Source organism: Streptomyces sp. NPDC015131 (assembly GCF_043079975.1).
Classification (GTDB): domain Bacteria; phylum Actinomycetota; class Actinomycetes; order Streptomycetales; family Streptomycetaceae; genus Streptomyces.
This window is the reverse complement of record NZ_JBIBVB010000001.1, coordinates 1,243,320-1,260,843: the sequence shown is the minus strand read 5'-3', so window position 1 is coordinate 1,260,843 and position 17,524 is coordinate 1,243,320. Positions and strand designations below refer to the sequence as shown.

General features: G+C 73.4%; 16 protein-coding genes. 7 read left to right on the top strand and 9 right to left on the bottom strand.

Annotated elements, in window-relative coordinates; all coding sequences use genetic code 11:
• Window positions 1-23: 23 nt before the first annotated feature.
• From ACF08D_RS05210 to ACF08D_RS05200, 3 genes are read right to left on the bottom strand one after another with little or no spacing between them, the layout of a single operon-like run.
• Window positions 24-776, bottom strand: coding sequence for a succinate dehydrogenase/fumarate reductase iron-sulfur subunit (locus tag ACF08D_RS05210; protein WP_392221140.1), 753 nt, complete (start codon window positions 774-776; stop codon window positions 24-26).
• Window positions 773-2,719 carry a fumarate reductase/succinate dehydrogenase flavoprotein subunit gene (locus tag ACF08D_RS05205; protein WP_392221139.1) on the bottom strand — a complete coding sequence of 649 codons (1,947 nt, stop codon included), beginning with the start codon at window positions 2,717-2,719 and terminating at the stop codon, window positions 773-775. Before ACF08D_RS05205 ends, ACF08D_RS05210 begins: the two co-directional genes overlap by 4 nt.
• Before the next feature lies 1 nt (window position 2,720).
• Complete coding sequence (locus ACF08D_RS05200) at window positions 2,721-3,425, bottom strand: succinate dehydrogenase (protein ID WP_392221138.1); 705 nt, start codon at window positions 3,423-3,425, stop codon at window positions 2,721-2,723.
• A gap of 93 nt (window positions 3,426-3,518) precedes the next feature.
• On the opposite strand from ACF08D_RS05200, the gene ACF08D_RS05195 reads away from it, so the two are divergent.
• Complete coding sequence (locus ACF08D_RS05195) at window positions 3,519-4,430, top strand: LysR family transcriptional regulator (protein ID WP_392221137.1); 912 nt, start codon at window positions 3,519-3,521, stop codon at window positions 4,428-4,430.
• A 51-nt stretch (window positions 4,431-4,481) separates the two neighbouring features.
• Here ACF08D_RS05195 and ACF08D_RS05190 read toward each other — a convergent pair whose 3' ends face one another.
• The 3 genes from ACF08D_RS05190 to ACF08D_RS05180 form a co-directional block, all read right to left on the bottom strand.
• Window positions 4,482-6,650 carry a putative bifunctional diguanylate cyclase/phosphodiesterase gene (locus ACF08D_RS05190; protein ID WP_392221136.1) on the bottom strand — a complete coding sequence of 723 codons (2,169 nt, stop codon included), beginning with the start codon at window positions 6,648-6,650 and terminating at the stop codon, window positions 4,482-4,484.
• Window positions 6,647-7,459 (bottom strand): SAM-dependent methyltransferase, encoded by an 813-nt coding sequence (locus tag ACF08D_RS05185; protein ID WP_392221135.1) that lies wholly within the window; start codon window positions 7,457-7,459, stop codon window positions 6,647-6,649. The genes ACF08D_RS05190 and ACF08D_RS05185 overlap by 4 nt, the downstream gene beginning before the upstream one ends.
• A gap of 424 nt (window positions 7,460-7,883) precedes the next feature.
• On the bottom strand, window positions 7,884-8,936 hold the full coding sequence (locus tag ACF08D_RS05180) for an SCO0930 family lipoprotein (RefSeq protein WP_392221134.1): 1,053 nt from the start codon (window positions 8,934-8,936) through the stop codon (window positions 7,884-7,886).
• A gap of 207 nt (window positions 8,937-9,143) precedes the next feature.
• Between ACF08D_RS05180 and ACF08D_RS05175 the strand changes: the two genes are divergently transcribed.
• The 3 genes from ACF08D_RS05175 (at window position 9,144) to ACF08D_RS05165 (ending at window position 11,293) form a co-directional block, all read left to right on the top strand.
• Window positions 9,144-9,716, top strand: coding sequence for a hypothetical protein (locus ACF08D_RS05175; RefSeq protein WP_392221133.1), 573 nt, complete (start codon window positions 9,144-9,146; stop codon window positions 9,714-9,716).
• 65 nt (window positions 9,717-9,781) lie between these two features.
• A complete protein-coding gene (locus ACF08D_RS05170; protein ID WP_392221132.1) occupies window positions 9,782-10,552 on the top strand; it encodes a hypothetical protein in 771 nt (256 codons plus the stop codon).
• 180 nt (window positions 10,553-10,732) lie between these two features.
• Window positions 10,733-11,293 (top strand): hypothetical protein, encoded by a 561-nt coding sequence (locus tag ACF08D_RS05165; protein ID WP_392221131.1) that lies wholly within the window; start codon window positions 10,733-10,735, stop codon window positions 11,291-11,293.
• Window positions 11,294-11,423: 130 nt separating this feature from the next.
• On the opposite strand, the gene ACF08D_RS05160 is transcribed toward ACF08D_RS05165, so the two are convergent.
• Entirely contained in the window at window positions 11,424-11,909 is a 486-nt protein-coding gene (locus ACF08D_RS05160) for a hypothetical protein (RefSeq protein WP_392221130.1), read from the bottom strand.
• Window positions 11,910-12,230: 321 nt separating this feature from the next.
• Here ACF08D_RS05160 and ACF08D_RS05155 point away from each other — a divergent pair, with 321 nt between their 5' ends.
• Entirely contained in the window at window positions 12,231-12,893 is a 663-nt protein-coding gene (locus tag ACF08D_RS05155; RefSeq protein ID WP_392221129.1) for a class F sortase, read from the top strand.
• Window positions 12,894-12,923: 30 nt separating this feature from the next.
• Here ACF08D_RS05155 and ACF08D_RS05150 read toward each other — a convergent pair whose 3' ends face one another.
• Window positions 12,924-13,787, bottom strand: coding sequence for a polysaccharide deacetylase family protein (locus ACF08D_RS05150; RefSeq protein WP_392221128.1), 864 nt, complete (start codon window positions 13,785-13,787; stop codon window positions 12,924-12,926).
• Between the two features lie 174 nt (window positions 13,788-13,961).
• Here ACF08D_RS05150 and ACF08D_RS05145 point away from each other — a divergent pair, with 174 nt between their 5' ends.
• A complete protein-coding gene (locus ACF08D_RS05145; protein ID WP_392221127.1) occupies window positions 13,962-15,422 on the top strand; it encodes an amino acid permease in 1,461 nt (486 codons plus the stop codon).
• Between the two features lie 18 nt (window positions 15,423-15,440).
• Here the strand turns inward: ACF08D_RS05145 and ACF08D_RS05140 are convergent, their stop codons facing one another.
• Window positions 15,441-16,655, bottom strand: a complete 1,215-nt coding sequence (locus ACF08D_RS05140; RefSeq protein WP_392221126.1) for a CapA family protein — start codon at window positions 16,653-16,655, stop codon at window positions 15,441-15,443.
• Window positions 16,656-16,940: 285 nt separating this feature from the next.
• Between ACF08D_RS05140 and ACF08D_RS05135 the strand changes: the two genes are divergently transcribed.
• Window positions 16,941-17,480, top strand: a complete 540-nt coding sequence (locus tag ACF08D_RS05135; RefSeq protein WP_392221125.1) for a sigma-70 family RNA polymerase sigma factor — start codon at window positions 16,941-16,943, stop codon at window positions 17,478-17,480.
• The last annotated feature ends 44 nt before the right edge of the window (window positions 17,481-17,524 follow it).

Genomic DNA, 17,524 nt, shown 5'->3' with positions numbered 1-17,524 from the left:
GCGCCGCCGAAGACTGTCCGGATTCAGCCGCGGCGCGGCGCCTTGCGATTGGCCCGCAGCCACTCCTTGTTCATGGCGGAGATCGACGGCAGCGGGATGCCCTTGGGGCACGCGGTGGCGCACTCGCCGGTGAGCGTGCAGCCGCCGAACCCCTCCTCGTCCATGACGCGGACCATGTCCAGCACCCGGGTCTCGCGCTCCGGCGCGCCCTGCGGCAGCACATTGAGGTGGTTCACCTTCGCCGAGGTGAAGAGCATGGCCGAGCCGTTGGGGCAGGCGGCCACACAGGCGCCGCAGCCGATGCACTCGGCGTGCTCGAAGGCGAAGTCGGCGTCCGCCTTGGGCACGGGCGTGGCGTGCGCCTCGGGCGCCGAGCCGGTCGGGGCGCTGATGTAGCCGCCCGCCTGGATGATCCGGTCGAAGGCCGAGCGGTCCACCACCAGGTCCTTGACGACCGGGAAGGCGGCGGCCCGCCAGGGCTCGATGTCGATGGTGTCGCCGTCCTCGAACGCCCGCATGTGCAGCTGGCAGGTGGTGGTCCGCTCCGGCCCGTGCGCGTCGCCGTTGATGACGAGCGAGCAGGCCCCGCAGATCCCCTCCCGGCAGTCGTGGTCGAAGGCGACCGGGTCCTCGCCCCGGAGGATCAGCTCCTCGTTGAGGGTGTCGAGCATCTCCAGGAAGGACATGTCCCGGGAGATGCCGTCCACCTCGTAGGTGGCCATGCCGCCGGGTGCCCCGGCGTTCTTCTGGCGCCAGACGCGCAGGGTGAGCCTCATGCGTAGCTCCGCTGGGTGGGGTGGACGTACTCGAAGACGAGGTCTTCCTTGTGCAGGACGGGGGCGTCGCCGGTGCCCGTGAACTCCCAGGCGGCGGCGTAGCCGAACTCCTCGTCCCTGCGGGCGGCCTCGCCGTCCGGGGTCTGGGACTCCTCGCGGAAGTGGCCGCCGCACGACTCGGAGCGGTGCAGGGCGTCGAGGCACATCAGCTCGGCCAGCTCCAGGTAGTCGACGACGCGGTTGGCCTTCTCCAGCGACTGGTTGAACTCCTCCCCCGTGCCCGGCACTTTGATCCGCCGCCAGAACTCCTGGCGGATCTGCGGCAGCCGGTCGAGGGCCTTGCGCAGCCCGCCGGCGGTACGGGCCATGCCGCAGTACTCCCACATCAGCTCGCCCACCTCGCGGTGGAAGGAGTCGGGGGTGCGGTCGCCGTCGACGGCCAGCAGCCGGGCGAGCCGGTCACCGGTCTCGGCGACCGCCTCGCGCACGGCGGCGTGGTCGTCGCCGACGGGCTCGGTGTGCGGGTGGCGGGCGAGGTAGTCGTTGATGGTGGAGGGCAGGACGAAGTAGCCGTCGGCCAGGCCCTGCATCAGCGCGGACGCGCCGAGGCGGTTGGCGCCGTGGTCGGAGAAGTTGGCCTCGCCGATGGCGAAGAGACCGGGCACGGTGGTCTGGAGGTCGTAGTCGACCCACAGGCCGCCCATCGTGTAGTGCACGGCGGGGTAGATCCGCATGGGCACCTCGTACGGATCCTCGTCGGTGATCCGCTGGTACATGTCGAAGAGGTTGCCGTACCTGGCCTCGACGGCCTTCCGTCCCATCCGGCGGATCGCGTCGGCGAAGTCCAGGTAGACGCCCTGCCCGCCGGGGCCGACGCCGCGGCCCTCGTCGCAGACGTTCTTGGCGGCGCGGGAGGCGATGTCCCGCGGCACCAGGTTGCCGAAGGACGGGTAGATGCGCTCCAGGTAGTAGTCGCGCTCGTCCTCGGGGATCTCGTGGGCGGGCCGCCGGTCGCCCCGCGCCTTCGGCACCCAGATGCGGCCGTCGTTGCGCAGCGACTCGCTCATCAGCGTCAGCTTGGACTGGTGGTCGCCGGTGCGCGGGATGCAGGTGGGGTGGATCTGGGTGAAGCAGGGGTTGGCGAAGTACGCGCCGCGCCGGTGCGCCCGCCACACGGCGGTGGCGTTGGAGTTCATGGCGTTGGTCGACAGGTAGAAGATGTTGCCGTACCCCCCGGAGGCGAGGACCACCGCGTCCGCGAAGTGGGTGGAGATCCGCCCGGTGACGAGGTCGCGGGCGACGATGCCGCGCGCCCGCCCGTCCACGACGATCAGGTCCAGCATCTCGGTGCGGGCGTGCAGCTCGACGTTGCCGGCCGCGATCTGCCGGGACAGCGCCTGGTAGGCGCCCAGCAGGAGCTGCTGGCCCGTCTGGCCGCGCGCGTAGAAGGTGCGGGAGACCTGGACGCCGCCGAAGGACCGGGTGTCGAGGAGACCCCCGTACTCGCGGGCGAAGGGGACGCCCTGGGCGACGCACTGGTCGATGATCTCCACGGAGATCTGGGCGAGCCGGTGGACGTTGGACTCGCGGGCGCGGAAGTCGCCACCCTTGACGGTGTCGTAGAACAGCCGGTGGATGGAGTCGCCGTCGTTGCGGTAGTTCTTGGCGGCGTTGATGCCGCCCTGGGCGGCGATGGAGTGGGCGCGGCGCGGGGAGTCCTGGTAGCAGAACTGGACGACGTGGTAGCCCTGTTCGGCGAGGGTCGCTCCGGCGGAGCCGCCCGCGAGGCCGGTGCCCACGACGATGACCGTGTGCTTGCGGCGGTTGGCGGGGTTGACCAGCTTCGCCTCGAAGCGGCGGGTGTCCCAGCGTTCGGCGATCGGCCCGCCGGGCGCCTTGGTGTCGGCGAGCGGTGCGCCGGTCTCGTAGTCCTGATAGCTCATGTCAGCTCACCACTCCGGTCATGACGGCGACGGGTACGGCGATGAAGCCCGCGGTCAGCACGAGCGCGAGGAGGTTGGCCACGGCCTTGAGGGCCCGGTCCCGGGCGGCGCTGCCGGCGCCGAGGGTCTGGGCGGCGGACCAGAAGCCGTGCCGGATGTGCAGCCCGACGGCCAGCATGGCGACGATGTAGATGACGTTGCCGTACCAGGTCGAGAAGGTCGCCACCACGTTCTCGTAGGGGTGGCCGGGCTGGGCGTTCGGGTTCACGGTCAGCGTGGTCAGGTCCAGGATGTGCCAGACGATGAACAGGGCGACGATCACCCCGCCCCAGCGCATGGTGCGGGTCGCGTAGCTCGCGCGGCGCCGCCTGTGCACGTACGGGGTGGGCCGGGCCCTGATGTCGCGCCGGCTGAGCTGGTACGCGGAGACGGCGTGGGCGATCACGGCGGTCAGCAGCACCACGCGGGCGATCCACAGGCCCCACTCGTGGTGCAGGACCGGTTCGCCCATGGTGCGCAGCCAGTGGCCGTAGGCGTTGAACTCGCCGGGGCCGAAGAAGACCTTCAGGTTGCCCATCACATGCGCGACGAGGTAGGCGATCATGATGAGGCCGCTGACGGCCATCACCGTCTTCTTGCCGACGGTCGAGCGCCAGAAGGTGCGCGGGAGGGACGGCTTCCGATCCGTCCGCGTTGCCAGAGCCATGGCACCGACGCTAGGCGCCCACCCGGCCAGAGGTCCAAGACATGGTCCGGCTGATCTCCATAGGAAGGATCTATGGAGGCGTAGGCTGGCGGCATGCAGTTCCAGCAGCTGGTCTACTTCGTGGCGGTGGCCGAGACCCGGCACTTCACCCGGGCCGCCGAGCGCGTCCACGTCTCCCAGCCGTCGCTGTCCCAGCAGGTGCGGGCGCTGGAGAAGGAGCTGGGCGCCGAGCTGTTCAGCCGGGCCCGGGGCAACATCGCGCTCACCGACGCGGGCGAGGCCCTGCTGCCACTGGCCCGCCGCATCCTCGCCGACGCCGACACCGCGCGCCACGAGGTGCAGGAGCTGGCCCAGCTGCGGCGCGGCCGGGTGCGGCTGGGGGCGACGCCCAGCCTGTGCACCGGGCTGCTGCCCGAGGTGCTGCGCGCCTTCCACGACCTGCACCCGGGGGTGCGGCTGCTGATCGAGGAGAGCGGCTCGCTGGACCTGGTGCGCGAGCTGGCGCGCGGGGCGCTGGACCTCGCCCTGGTGGTCCTGCCGCTGCCGACCCCGTCACCGGCGCTCACCACCGTCGAGCTGCTCCACGAGGACCTGGTGGTGGTCTCTTCGGCGGCGGCGCCGGCGCCCCGGCGGCCGGTGCGGATCGCCGACCTGGAGGGCGAGCCGCTGGTGATGTTCCGGCACGGCTACGACCTGCGGGAGCTGACGGTGGCGGCGTGCCGGGCGGAGGGCTTCGAGCCGTCGTTCACGGTGGAGGGCGGCGAGATGGACGCGGTGCTCGGCTTCGTACGGGCGGGTCTGGGCATGGCGGTGGTGCCCGCGATGGTCGCCGCGCACGCGGGCCGCGACCTGCGGGTCACCGCCCTCGCCCGCCCCGGGCTGCGCCGCACGATCGGCCTGGCCCACCGCAGCGACGTGGCGCCCCCGAGGGCGGCGCGGGAGCTGCAGCGGCTGCTGCTGGCGCGCCGGCCGGACGGCGCGCACCCGGCCGGCCCGGCGGCCTGACCCGGGGCCGCCCACCGGCCCGGACGGGACCCTCGCTCGTGCCGCACGCGGCTACACCGCGTCGGCCAGCACCAGGGAGTGGATGCGGTCGGGGGCGCCGGGGCGGGCGTAGTACCAGCCCTGGGCGGTGTCGCAGCCCAGCTCGCGCAGCTGCTCGGCCTGGGCGCCGGTCTCGACGCCCTCCACGGTCACGGCGAGCTCCAGGCTGTGGGCCAGCGAGACGATCCCCTCGACGATCTTCAGGTCCACCGGGTCGACCGGGTGCTGCTGCATGCTCTGGGTGAAGGAGCGGTCCAGCTTCAGCACGCTGACCGGGAGCCGGCGCAGGTTGGCCAGGTTGGAGTAGCCGGTGCCGAAGTCGTCCAGGGCTATGTCCACGCCCATCTCCGCCAGCTGGCGCAGCGGCTTGAGCAGGTCCTCGTCGGCGCCGATCAGCGCGGACTCGGTGACCTCCAGGCAGAGGGCGCCGGGGTCGAGCCCGGAGCGTTCGAGGACGTCGACGGTGTCGGCGACCAGGTTCGGGTGGTGCAGCTGGGTCGGCGACAGGTTGACGTTGATGCGCAGCGGCCCGCCGTCGGCGTGGTTGCGGTTCCAGAACCGGGCCTGGCGTACGGCCTCCTGGAGCACCCAGCGGCCCAGCGGGACGATCAGCCCGGTGTGCTCGGCGAGCGGGATGAACCGGTCGGGCCCCAGCACCCCGTGCTGCGGGTGGCACCAGCGCACCAGCGCCTCGGCGCCGTGCACACTGCCGTCGCCGAGGTGGACCAGGGGCTGGTACTCGATGAAGAACTCGCCCCGGTCCAGGGCGGCGGGCAGCGCCGTGGTCAGGCCGTGCCGGGTGATGGCGCGGGCGTCGGCCTCCGGGTCGGCCCGCTCGAAGCGGTTCCCGCCCGCCGACTTGGCCCGGTACATGGTGATGTCGGCGCTGCGCAGCACATCGGCCGGGCCGCGTTCGCCGGAGGGGCCCTCGACGACGCCGACGCTGCCGCGCACGGTCAGCTCGCGGCCGTCCAGCCGTACAGGGGTGGCCAGGGCGGCGAGGATGCGGTGGGCCAGCTCGTCGGCCTGCTCCTCGGTGCCGGTGCCGGTGGTGAGCGCCACGAACTCGTCCCCGCCCAGCCGGGCGACCATCTCGCCCGGCCGGGTGGCGACGGACTGCAGCCGGTCGGCGACCTCCACCAGCAGCCGGTCGCCGGCCGCGTGGCCGAGGCTGTCGTTGATGGCCTTGAAGCCGTCCAGGTCCAGGTAGCAGAGGCCGAAGCGGGTGCCGTCGCCCGCCGAGAGGACCTTGTCGAGCCGCTCGAAGAACAGCGTCCGGTTGGGCAGCCCGGTCAGCGCGTCGTGCGTCGCCTCGTAGCGCAGCCGCAGGTTGAGCAGCCGGCGCTCGGTGGTGTCCTCGATCAGGGCGAGCTGGTACTGCGGGCGGCCCTCGGCGTCCCGCAGCAGGGAGACCGTCAGATTGGTCCAGAGCACGGTGCCGTCGCCCCGGTAGAAGGGCTTCTCCACCCGGAAGTCGTCCCGTTCGCCGCGCACCAGTTCCGCGTAGAGCTTCCAGACGTGCGGGGCGTCCTCCGGGTGGACCCACTCGCTGACCCTCCGGCCGCGCACATGGTGCTCCAGGCCGCCGAACATCCGGGTGAGGGCCCCGTTGACCTCCAGGATGTTGCCGTCCAGGTCGGCGATGCCGATGCCGAGGGCGGCGCCCTCGAAGACGGCGCGGAAGCGGGCCTCCGTGGCGTGCAGGGCCTGCTCGGCGAAGCTGCGGGCGGCGAGGGCGGAGCGGGCGATGGCCTCCTGCTCGGCGAGGGTGCGCTCGCGCAGCGCCTGGGCGAAACCGGCCGCCAGGGCGTGCTGGAGCCGGGCGCAGCGGGCGCGCAGCTCCTCCGCGGCGGCGCCCTCCCCGTCGCCGCCGCAGTACAGCACCAGGTAGGAGTCGACGACCCCGAGGGTGCGGCTGAGGGCGTCGGGGTCGGTGCAGTGGGCGGCCACCAGCGCGGCGCCCACGCGGTGCGCGGGCGCCGCGTCGAAGGGGCGGGCGTGCAGGGCGTCGCTCAGGGCCCGGGCGAGCGGCAGGAGGTGCCGCTCTATCTCCGGGCGCGTCAGCGACGTGGCCGTGACGGGGAAGACGGCCCGGCTCCAGATCGTCGCGAACCGCTGGAGTCTGTCTTCGGGGCCGTCCGGTTCCACCTGGGGACCGGGGGCCCGCGCCGGCATGCTCACGCCTTGCGCCCCACCCCTGCGAAGCCCGAGAAGGCGTATGGATCCTCCTGGTCGACCGGGTTCTCGGGCCGCCACTCCGGCATGGCGACCAGCCCCGGTTCGACGATCTCGAAGCCGTCGAAGAAGCGCGTCACCTCGTCGCGGGTGCGCATGATCAGCGGGCTGCGGATGTCGTTGTAGACGCCGACGGTGCCGCTGGCCCGCTCCTGGGGCAGCGGGATGCCCTCGTACGAGGCGTGGGTGAGGACCAGGAGGCTGCCGGGCGCGAGGGCGTCGCGCAGCTCGGCGAGCGCCCGGTGGGGTTCGTCGTCGTCGGGGAGGAAGTGCAGGACGGCGACGAGGAGGAGGGCGACCGGCTTGCCGAGGTCGAGCAGGGCGGTCGTGGTGGGCGAGGTGAGGATGTCCTGCGGCTTGCGCAGGTCGGCGGAGACGACACCGGTCAGCTCGTCGCCCTCCAGCACGGCCTCGCTGTGCGCGACCGCCACGGGGTCGTGGTCGACGTACACCACACGGGCGTCGGGGCAGGCCGCCCGGGCGACCTCGTGGACGTTGCCGAAGGTGGGGATCCCGGAGCCGATGTCGAGGAACTGGGTGACGCCCTCGTCCACGGCGTGGCGCACCGCCCGGCGCATGAACGCCCGGTTGGCCTGCATGATCTTGGGCAGGCCCGGCAGGAACTCCATGGCCCTGCGCGCCGCTTGCCGGTCCACTTCGAAGTTGTGCGAGCCGCCCAGGTAGAAGTCGTAGATGCGGGACACGCTCGGCACCGAAATGTCGATGCCCGGCGGGGCCCAGGCGGGACGCTCCATCGATGTCTCCAACAAGTCGCCACGGGATGCGGCCATGTTCATGGCCAGTGTTCGAGCCGAGGCTACTGATCGCCCGCCGGGAGGGCGAGAGGAAACGGAAATTATCGATCCGTTCTTGGTCACATGTCCCGGCATGGGCCGTCGGCACATGCGGCCCGGGCGGGCGGGTGGCCCGACTGCCGGGAACCGGCGCCCTGTTCGCCGCGGGTGTGGGTGACGGCAGGGGTCCGGGAGGGTGCGGCGGGGTGGGGCCGGTCCGGTGCTGGGGCACCTTACAACACGGCCCCGGGAGCGGTACGGGCGGGGCCCCCGGTACGCGGACGACCGGCCCGCCGGCCACGCGGGGGGCGTGGACCGGCGGGCCGGCGGGGAGGGCGGGCCGGTGGGGGCCCGGCTCCCGGGTCGGGGCGCCCGAGGGGGGACGTTACTTGGCCGCCCCGACCATCTTTCCGGCGGGCGAGATGGCGAACCAGGTGCCGCCCACGCCCTGACCGTTGGTGTCGCCGGGCTTCTTGTCGCCGGCGAAGGTGTAGAGGGGCCAGCAGTCGATGGTCTGCTGCTTGATGCCGTCGGGGCGGTTGAAGACGGTGTAGCCCTTGAGGTTGATGCCCTCGGTGTCGTTCTTGTCGACGGGCGCGACGACCGGCCACTTCTCCAGGCACTCGCCGGTGCAGGCGGTCTTCATGGGCCACGCCGAGTCCTTCTCGAAGCGGTAGACCGTCATGCCGTTCTTGTCCACCACGATCTCGCCGAGCTTGGGGTCCTTGCGGACCGACAGGCCGGCCAGGTCGGCGGGGGCGCTCGCGTCCTCGCCGCCGTCCCCGGCGCCGGCCTCCCCGGCGGGCTCGGCCTCGCCCTCGTCCTCGGCGGCGCCCTCGCCCTCGGCGGAGCCGCCGCCCGCGAGGGCCGCCTTCTTGCCGTCCGGGGCGGCGGCGAACCAGGTGCCGCCCACGCCCTGGCCGTTGGTGTCGCCGGGCTTGGTGTCCTTGGCGTACCGGTACATCGGCCAGCCGTCGATGGTGAGTTGCTTGGTGCCGTCCGCCCGGGTCACCTCGCCCATCAGGGAGGCGTCGACCCCGGCCGGGGGCTTCGCGCCGTCGGCGGTCACCACGGGCCACGCCTTGGCGCAGTCGCCCTCGCAGTTGGACTTGGGCGGCTCGGGGGTGTCCTTGTCGAAGCGGTACAGCGTGAGGCCCTCGCTGTCGGTGACGACCTTGCCCAGTTCCTTGCTGTCCCACACGGCGAGCTGCCCGGCCGGCTTGGCCGCGGCGGCCTCCTGACTCCCGGAGCCGGCACCCGACCCGTAGCCGGTGCCCGAGCCGTAGCCGGCGCCGTTCTCCGCGGGGGCGCCCGCCGGGGCGGCGGCGCCGACCGAACCGGCGGGAGCCTGGCCGCCCTTCTCCTGACCGCACGCCGTCGTCAGCGCGAGCACGGCCGCCGCGGACAGCGCGAGCGAGGCGTTCCGCCAGGTCTTCATGTCAACTCCCGTTGTATTGAGGTACTTTGGCGACGCCCAGGTGCGCCGTTCATGGCCCTATGTACGGGTGGGGAGGCCGGGCGCGTTCAACGCGTGCCGAAAAACTTCTCGTCCGGGTGCGGCGGAGGTTACGCAAAACCCTTCCATCAGGGGAATCCGGCCGGTTCGGCACCGTCCGGGGGCGTCCGGGCGATCATGATCGTCGGCGTGTACGGATCCCTCGCCGCCCGCCTCGTCGCGGCCCTCGCCCTCGGCTGGCTGCTGGCCGTCCCGCTGCCCGCGGCGGCCGACGCGTGCGCGGTCGCCCACGTCGGCCCCGGCGACCCGGTGGTCGCGGTCGCCGGTGACGCGACCTGCCCGCCGCGCCGGCCCCCCGCGCCGGAGCCCCCGCCGCCGCCGAAGCCGGTCCCGACCCCTCCGGCCCCCGCCCCCGAGCCGCCGCCACCGCCCGCGCCCGCGCCGGAGCCGCCGCCGGACGACGCGGCGCCCCCGCGCCCGGCCGTCCCGCCGCCGGCACCGGCCCGCCCGGCACCGGCGGCCCCCCGGCCCGCCGCACCGGAGCCGGCCGCCCCGCCCCCGGCGGCGCCCGCCCCTCCCCCGGCGCCCGGCCCGTCGGCACGGCCCGCGCCGGCACCCCCGGCCCCGGTGCCGCTGCCCGCCTACCGCCGCGCGCAGCGCGCCGAGCCGGCGGGCGGCCCGTCCACGGTCACCGTGATGCTCCTGATCATGGCGCCGGCCGTGTTCGCCGCCGCCCTCCTGCGCCCCCGCTCGTCCCGCTAGGTCGTGTCTTCACCGTCCCGCCCGGCGCCCCGGCGCCCCACCCCCTCAACCGCCCGGAGAACCCAGTGTCGCCATGGCTCGTCCTGTCCCTCGCGATGGCCGCCGCGTGCGCGGTCGTCCTGACCATCGTCGTCATCAACAACCGCCGGATCGGCGACGACGACGACCCGTCCGAGACCCCGGACGTCCTCGAGTACATGACGATGATGATCGGCGTGGTGTACGCCATCGTGCTGGGCCTGGCCATCGCCGGCGTCTGGGAGGGCCGCAGCGCCGCCCAGGAGAGCGTCCGCCAGGAGGCCCAGGCGCTGCACGAGGTGTCCGCCCGGGCCGAGGTCTGGCCGGCCGAGGTGCGGACGCGGATCCGCGCCGACGTGGAGGCGTACGTCACGCACGTGGTGGACGCCGAGTGGGACGCGATGGCCGACCGGGGCGAGCTGACCGCCGAGGGCACCGAGCTGCTGGAGAAGGTCCGCCGCAGCGTGTCGGACTACCGGCCGGCCGACGCCCACGAGGGCGAGGCGTACCAGCCGATGGTGGACCAGGTGGCGGTCGCCGACGACGCGCGCAGCGCCCGGGCCGAGAACGCGGGCGCCACGATGCCCGGTGTGGTGTGGTTCGGGCTGATCACCGGTGCGCTGATCACCGTGGGGCTGATCTTCACGCTGCAGATCCGGCGGACGTTCCGGGAGCTGCTGCTCGCCGGTCTGTTCAGCGCGCTGATCGCCTTCCTGCTGTTCCTCATCTGGGCGTTCGACGCGCCGTTCGGCCGGGGGATCTCGGCCACGCCGGACCCCTTCCTGAACCTCTTCCCGAACATCGAGGCCCTCGGCTGACGCACCGCGCACCCGGCCCGTACGGCCTGTCGGCCGTACGGGTGACCCCGGTGCCCCATTCGACCGTCTGAGATCGCGGCTGTGGTAAAGCGCTCCTAGCGTTTCCGGCATCGAGGTGCATATCAGACGCTTTGTGGATATCCGTTCCGCAGCTGCTCCTCGGGACCCGGAGGATTGACGATGCGCGCGATAGGTGCCGCCTCCGCCGCTCTCCTCGGAGCGGCCGCTCTCGCCCTGACCGCCCCCGCCCCGGCGGTGGCTTCCGGCAAGTTCGCCCCCGGTGACTTCGCCATCAGCCCGTCGACCGTCCAGCCGGGGGGCAGGGTGGTGCTCTCGGCGCCGGGCTGCTCCGGCACCGCGATGGCCTCCTCGGGCGTCTTCGACACGGTCACCATCCCGGCGGGCCGTTCGGCCACCGCGACCGTGGACTGGGACGCCCGGCGGGGCGCGGTCTACACGGTGTCCTTCACCTGTGCCGGGGGTACGCCGGGCACGGTGGACCTCACCATCGCCGCCCCGGCCAGCAGCTCCCCGGCCACCAGCTCGACCGCCGTGCCCACGGTGACCGCGACCCGGACGGTGTCCCCGTCGGCGCCCAGCCAGGGTGTCCGCGGCGGTGTGGGCGGCAGCGTCGGCGGGCTGAACGCCGGCGAGATCGCGGCCGGCACCGGCCTGGTGGTGGCCGCCGCCACCGGGATCGTCTACCTGCTGCGCCGCCGCACCGAGGGCCGCCGCCACTGACCCCACGCCGCGCGGGACCCGCGAACCCCGCGGACACACCGGCACGCGGAGACATGCCCGTCGCCCCGAGTCCTGAGCGACCAGGACTCGGGGCGACGGGCGTGTGCGGCCGACCGGGAGGTTCGGCCGGTCAGACCTTTCCGCCGCTCAGACGGCGGCGACGGCTGAGGAACAGCCCGCCGCCGACGGCCGCCGTGGCGACCAGGGCGCCGCCGACGGCCATCTCGGTGGAGCTGGGCGCCATCGAGCCGCCGATGCCGCCCTCCGCGCCCTGGCCGCGGACGACCGTGAAGGTGCGGGTGACGACCATCCGGTTGTCGCTGCACTTGACGGCCAGGTTGTACTGCCCGGGGGTGGCGTGGTCGTAGATCCGGGGCGTGGCGGCCGAGTGGCCGGAGGAGTTGACCGTGAGGGCCGTCTTGGGGAAGGCGTTGGACGTGACGGTGCCGCCGTGGCCGCATCCCATGGCGCTGACGGCGAGCTGACCGCCCTGGTGCACCCGGCTCGGGGAGACCGTGACGTTGGTCGGACCGTTGTTGGCGGCGGCGAGCGGGGCGCAGAGCCCGAGGGCCGCTCCGGCGGTGGCGGCCACCGCGAGAACGCGTGAAGCACGCATCGTTGAACCTCCAGTGGAAGACGCCCCGAAGCGGCGCTCCGGGAGGATTCGACGAGTACGCCTTCCACGACGAACCTTCACAAGCCGGTCGGATTACCGCATTTCGGCACTCGTCCACCCCGGTGAGCCGACACGCCGTCACCACGGGCCCATATCTGACGGAGTCGCAGGTCACGGACCGTCAGGGCCGGTGAGGGGGCTTTCGCGGGACGATGACTCGGATGGGTCATCACCCCTGGCGCGCGCCACCCGTTCGCCCTCTTCTGATCGCCGGTGCGCGGACGCGCCCTTAGCGTGCTGGTACGCCGCGAAGGGAGAAGCATGGGCAGGGGCCTGGACCGCAGTGGCTTCGACATGAGGAGACGTTCACCGTGGGGCGCGGTGGCTCTCGTCATGCTGAGCGGTCTCGCGATGATGCGCAACGGCGTCGACACCGAGCCCGGGCCGCCCCAGCCGGCCCCGGCCGCCGTCGCCGAGGGCAGCCGGGTCGGTGCGGCGCCGCTCGCGCCGCCGGGGCTGCGCCCGCTCGCGTACGCTCCGGCGTCCCGGATCCGTATCGACTCCATCGACGTCGACGCCCCGGTCATGGACGTCGGGCTGGACCGGGAGGGCTGGATCGACGCCCCTCCGGCGCAGGACCCCAACATGGCCGGCTGGTACCAGAACGGCATCTCCCCCGGGCAGCGCGGTACGTCGGTGATCGTGGGCCATGTCGACAACGAGGCGGGCCCGGCGGTCTTCTACGGCCTCGGCTCGCTCAAGCGGGGGGAGCGCGTGGAGGTGACGCGCTACGACGGGCGGGTGGCCGTCTTCGAGGTGTACGGCGTGGAGGTGTTCTCCAAGGAGGACTTCCCCGGCGTGCGGGTGTACGGCGACACCGGGCGGGCCGAGCTGCGGGTGATCACCTGCGGCGGCGGCTACTCCAGGACCCGGGGCTACGACGGCAACGTGGTCGCCTTCGCCCGGCTGGTGGCCACCCGCTGAGCGGGGGCCACCACGGCCGGGGGCCGCGTCTCACCGGCGCGGGACGGTGAGGTGGTACCCGTCGGCGAGCAGCCGCGGCAGGTAGGAGCGGAGGGCGGCGACGCTCTGGGAGCGGTCGCCGCCCGCGTCGTGGGAGAGCACGACCACGCCGGGGGCGGCGCCGTCCAGGACGCGGCGCACGATCGTTCCCGTACCGGGCTCCTTCCAGTCCAGGGTGTCGACGGTCCAGGCGAAGGGCTCCATGCCCAGCTCGGCGCCGATCTCGAACGAGTGCCGGTTCCAGGCGCCGTAGGGGGCCCGGTACCACAGCGGCGGCGTTCCCAGGGTCCGTTCGATGAGGTCGCTGGTCGTGCCCAGCTCGTCGCGGATGCGGGAGGGCCGGAGCTTGGGGATCAGCGGGTGGGACCAGGAGTGGTTGCCGACCACGTGCCCGTCGTCGGCCATCTCCCGCAGAAGGTCGGGGTTGACGGCCGCGGTCTCGCCGCAGACGAAGAACATGGCGCGGACGCCGTGTTGGCGCAGGGTGCTCAGGATGGCGGGGGTGTAGCGGGGGTCGGGGCCGTCGTCGAAGGAGAGGACCATCGACCGGCCGGCGCCGGAGACCCGCAGGAAGGGCCGCTGCCGTACCGGGGGCAGGCCGCGCCGGCCGCGGGACGGCGCGTGGGCGGTCATGGGCCGCAGCCGGTACGAGGAGGGCGCCAGGCGCGGCCCGGCGGGCGCGGCGGCCGGGGGCGCGGCGGGGGCGCCGGGGGCGCCGGACGGGCGGGGGACGGCGGGCCGGGGCGGTGATCCGGTCCGGTCGAGGGCGAAGAGCCCGGCGGTGGTGGTGGCGCCCAGGGCGGCGGCGATGCGCAGCACCATCCGCCGACCGGTGGGCATCTCATCGTTTTTCATGACTGACACCTCGCACGGCGGATGCCGGGCGCCCCCTCCCCACACCGGCCGGCGGGCGGATTGCACCCGATGGGACTACGCGCCCGGCGGGGTGTGTGTCGTCTTCCCCCGGGCCCCGCGAGAGGCCATCATGATCCGCCGTCAGCCGGTGCCGTCTGCGAAGAGGTGACGTCCATGGCAAGGATCCGCGCGGGGCAGGGAATCCTGCGCCGCAAACCCATCGCTTTGATCGACGAGGGCGGCGAGGAGGAGCGCCTCACCCGGACGCTGGGGCTGTGGCAGCTCACCGCCATCGGGGTCGGCGGCATCATCGGGGCCGGCATCTTCACCCTGGCCGGTACGGTCGCCAACGGCACGGCCGGGCCCGCGGTGCTGGTGTCGTTCCTGATCGCGGGGGTGGCCAGCGCCGCCGCGGCGTTCAGCTACGCGGAGTTCGCCGGGCTGATCCCGAAGGCGGGGTCGGCGTACACCTACGGGTACGCGGTGCTGGGCGAGCTGGTCGGCTGGCTGATCGGCTGGGACCTGCTGCTGGAGTACACCGCGATCGTGGCGGTGGTCGCCATCGGGATCTCGGGCTACTTCAACTTCCTGCTGGGCGAGTTCGGGGCGGAGCTGCCGGCCTGGATGCTGGGGGCGCCGGGGACCGGCGAGGGGCACCGGGTCGACCTGTTCGCGGCGGTGCTGTGCCTGCTGATCGCGTATCTGCTCACGCTCGGCATCAGGAACGCGGCGCGCTTCGAGACCGTGGTGGTGATCCTGAAGGTGGCGGTGGTGCTGCTGGTGATCGTGGTGGGCTTCTTCCACATCACCTCCGACAACTACACGCCGTTCTTCCCCTATGGCGTGGGCGGCGCCTTCACCGGTGCGGCGACGGTGTTCTTCGCGGTGTTCGGCTACGACGCCATGTCGACGGCGGCCGAGGAGTCCCGGGACGCGCAGCGGCACATGCCGAAGGCGATCCTGTACTCCCTCGCCATCTCGATGGTGCTGTACGTCCTGGCGTGCCTGGTCCTGACGGGCATGCAGAACTACACGGAGGTCGACCCGGAGAGCGGCTTCTCCACGGCGTTCAAGTCGGTGGGGCTGGACGCGCTCGCGGACGTCATCGCGGTGGGCGCGATCATCGGCATCCTCACCGTGATGTTCACGTTCATGCTGGGTGTCACACGGGTCTGGTTCAGCATGTCGCGGGACGGGCTGCTGCCGCGCTGGTTCGCCAAGACCCACCCCACCCGGCACGTGCCGACCCGGGTGACGTGGATCGCGGGTGTGGCGTCGGCGGTGATCGCCGGGTTCCTGCCGATCGGTGAGGCGGCCGAGCTGACGAACATCGGCATCCTGCTGGCGTTCGTGGTGGTGTGCGTGGCGGTGATCGTGCTCCGCTACCGGCGCCCGGACCTGCCGCGCACCTTCCGTACGCCGGGGATGCCGGTGGTCCCGGCGATCGGCGTGGTGTTCTCGCTCTGGCTGATCACTTTCCTGCAGTGGCAGACGTGGGCGCGGTTCGCCGTGTGGTTCGCGCTCGGGCTGGTGGTCTACTTCGCCTACTCGTACCGGCGGTCGAACCTGGCGAGGGCCGGGGCCGCGGCGGACGGCGGCGGGCCGGCGCGGAAGGACGGGCCGCCGGCGCCCTGACGCCGGGGCGGCGGTCCGCTACTCCCCCATCACCAGGCCGTCCTTGGCCGCGCCCCGGCCGAGGGCGACCTCCCGGATGCGGTCGCGGACGGCGGTGAGGTTCTGGCCGCCCTTGATGGCGGCGTTGAGGTCGACCACCCGGCCGGTCCCGGTGTTGAACCACTGCGGGAGGAACTCCGCCTTCGTCACGTCCCACCGCCCGCCGGCCTCGGCGGGCGGTGCGAAGGTGAAGCGCCCGATGGTGCCCTCGTTGCCCCGGGGGTCGAAGGCTCCGTTGTAGTTGATCATGTCGCCGGCGATCTGGTCGCCCATGCCGTAGACGATCCAGGTGCCGTTGACCTTCTCGTACGCCTGCGGGACATGGGCGTGGGTGCCGATGATCAGGTCGACGTCGGGGCGGTTCCCGGTGCGGGCGGCGGTGAGGCTCCGGCCCAGGGAGAGCTGCCGCTGGTCGGGGGCGGTCTGCCATTCGGTGCCCCAGTGCAGGCTGACCACCACGACGTCGGCGCCCGCCGCACGGGCCGCGCGCGCGTCGGCCAGGATCTTGTTCTCGTCGATGAGGTTGACCGCCCAGGGCCGCCCCTCGGGCAGCGGGAAGCCGTTGGTGCCGTAGGTGTACGCCAGGTGGCCCACGGTGGCGCCGCCGGCCTTGAGCAGGGTGGGGCGGGCGGCCTCGGTGGCGGTGCGGGCCGAACCGGCGTGCCGGACACCCGCCTTGTCGAGGGCGTCCAGGGTGCGGCCGAGTCCGGCGGCGCCGTCGTCCAGGGTGTGGTTCGAGGCGGTGGAGCAGGAGTCGTAGCCGGTGACGGCGAGGGCGGTGGCGACCTCGGGCGGCGACTTGAAGGCCGGGTAGCCGGTGTAGGGGCCGCCGTCCTTGCCGTACACCGTCTCCATGTGGCAGATGGCCAGGTCGGCCCGCGAGATGACGGGCTTGACGCCGGAGAGCATCGGGCGGAAGTCGTAGCCGGTGCCGCCGGCGTCGGCCTGTGCCTGCCGGATGATCGAGGCGTGCGGCAGGACGTCGCCGGTGGCGACGAGCGTGAAGCCGCGCGGGGGCGCGGCGGCGGCCGGGCCGCCCGCCGAGGTGGCCGCGGGCGGGTCGGCCGGCCGGGCCTGTCCGGCCGGGGCGGTCGCGGTGCGCGGGCCGGACGGCGCACCGGCACAGCCCGCCGCGGCGGCGAGGAGGACGGTGGCCGCCGCCAGCGCGGTCCGACTCAGGGGTGTGGTGCTCATCGGCCGGGCTCCGTGGGGCTTCGGGGGCATGGGCGGAGCGGGGGTGCTCCCCTGCATCCCTACGGGAAATGAGGATCAGTCAATCCTTAAATATGCAAAATCATCCGCATGCGGGCATACGGGGCGGGTGGTCCCGCGGGCGTCCGTCCGGTGACCGCTCACCGCACCACTCGCCGCTCGGTGCGACCGCTCGTCGCACACTCCGGTGCGCTGCCTGTCCCTCCGGGGGCCGATGCGTTCGGATACGCGTCGAGGGCGGAAGCACGGCACGGGGAAGGTGTGACGATGAGGACGGCGACCACCGACGAGAGAGCCCTGGAGGAGCTCCAGCGGGACCACGGGCCCGCGCTGCTGAGCTTCCTGCTCGGTCTGACCTACGGCGACCGGCAGCGCGCCGAGGACCTGCTCCAGGAGACGCTGGTACGGGCCTGGCAGCACCCCGAGGCCTTCGAGGCCCCGTACGCGTCGATGCGGCCCTGGCTGTTCACGGTGGGCCGGCGGCTCGCCATCGACGCCCAGCGGTCCCGGCTGGCGCGCCCCGCCGAGATCGGGGACGGCGCCCTCGCCGGCACGCCCGACCCCTCCGACGCCACGGAGAGCGCCGTCGCCGCCGTGGACGTCCGGGCGGCGGTGCGCGCGCTCAGCCCGGAGCACCGCGCGGTGCTGGTGCGGATCTACTTCGACGGCCTGTCCGTGAAGGAGGCCGCCGCCGACCTGGGCATACCGCCCGGCACGGTCAAGTCGCGCTCGCACTACGCGCTGCGGGCCCTCGGCCACCGCCTGCCGGGGTACAGCAGGCCGCTCCCCCGCCGGGTCCCGGCCTGACCCCACCCGCCCCAGCGCCCCCACCCGGCGCGCCGCCGCACCCG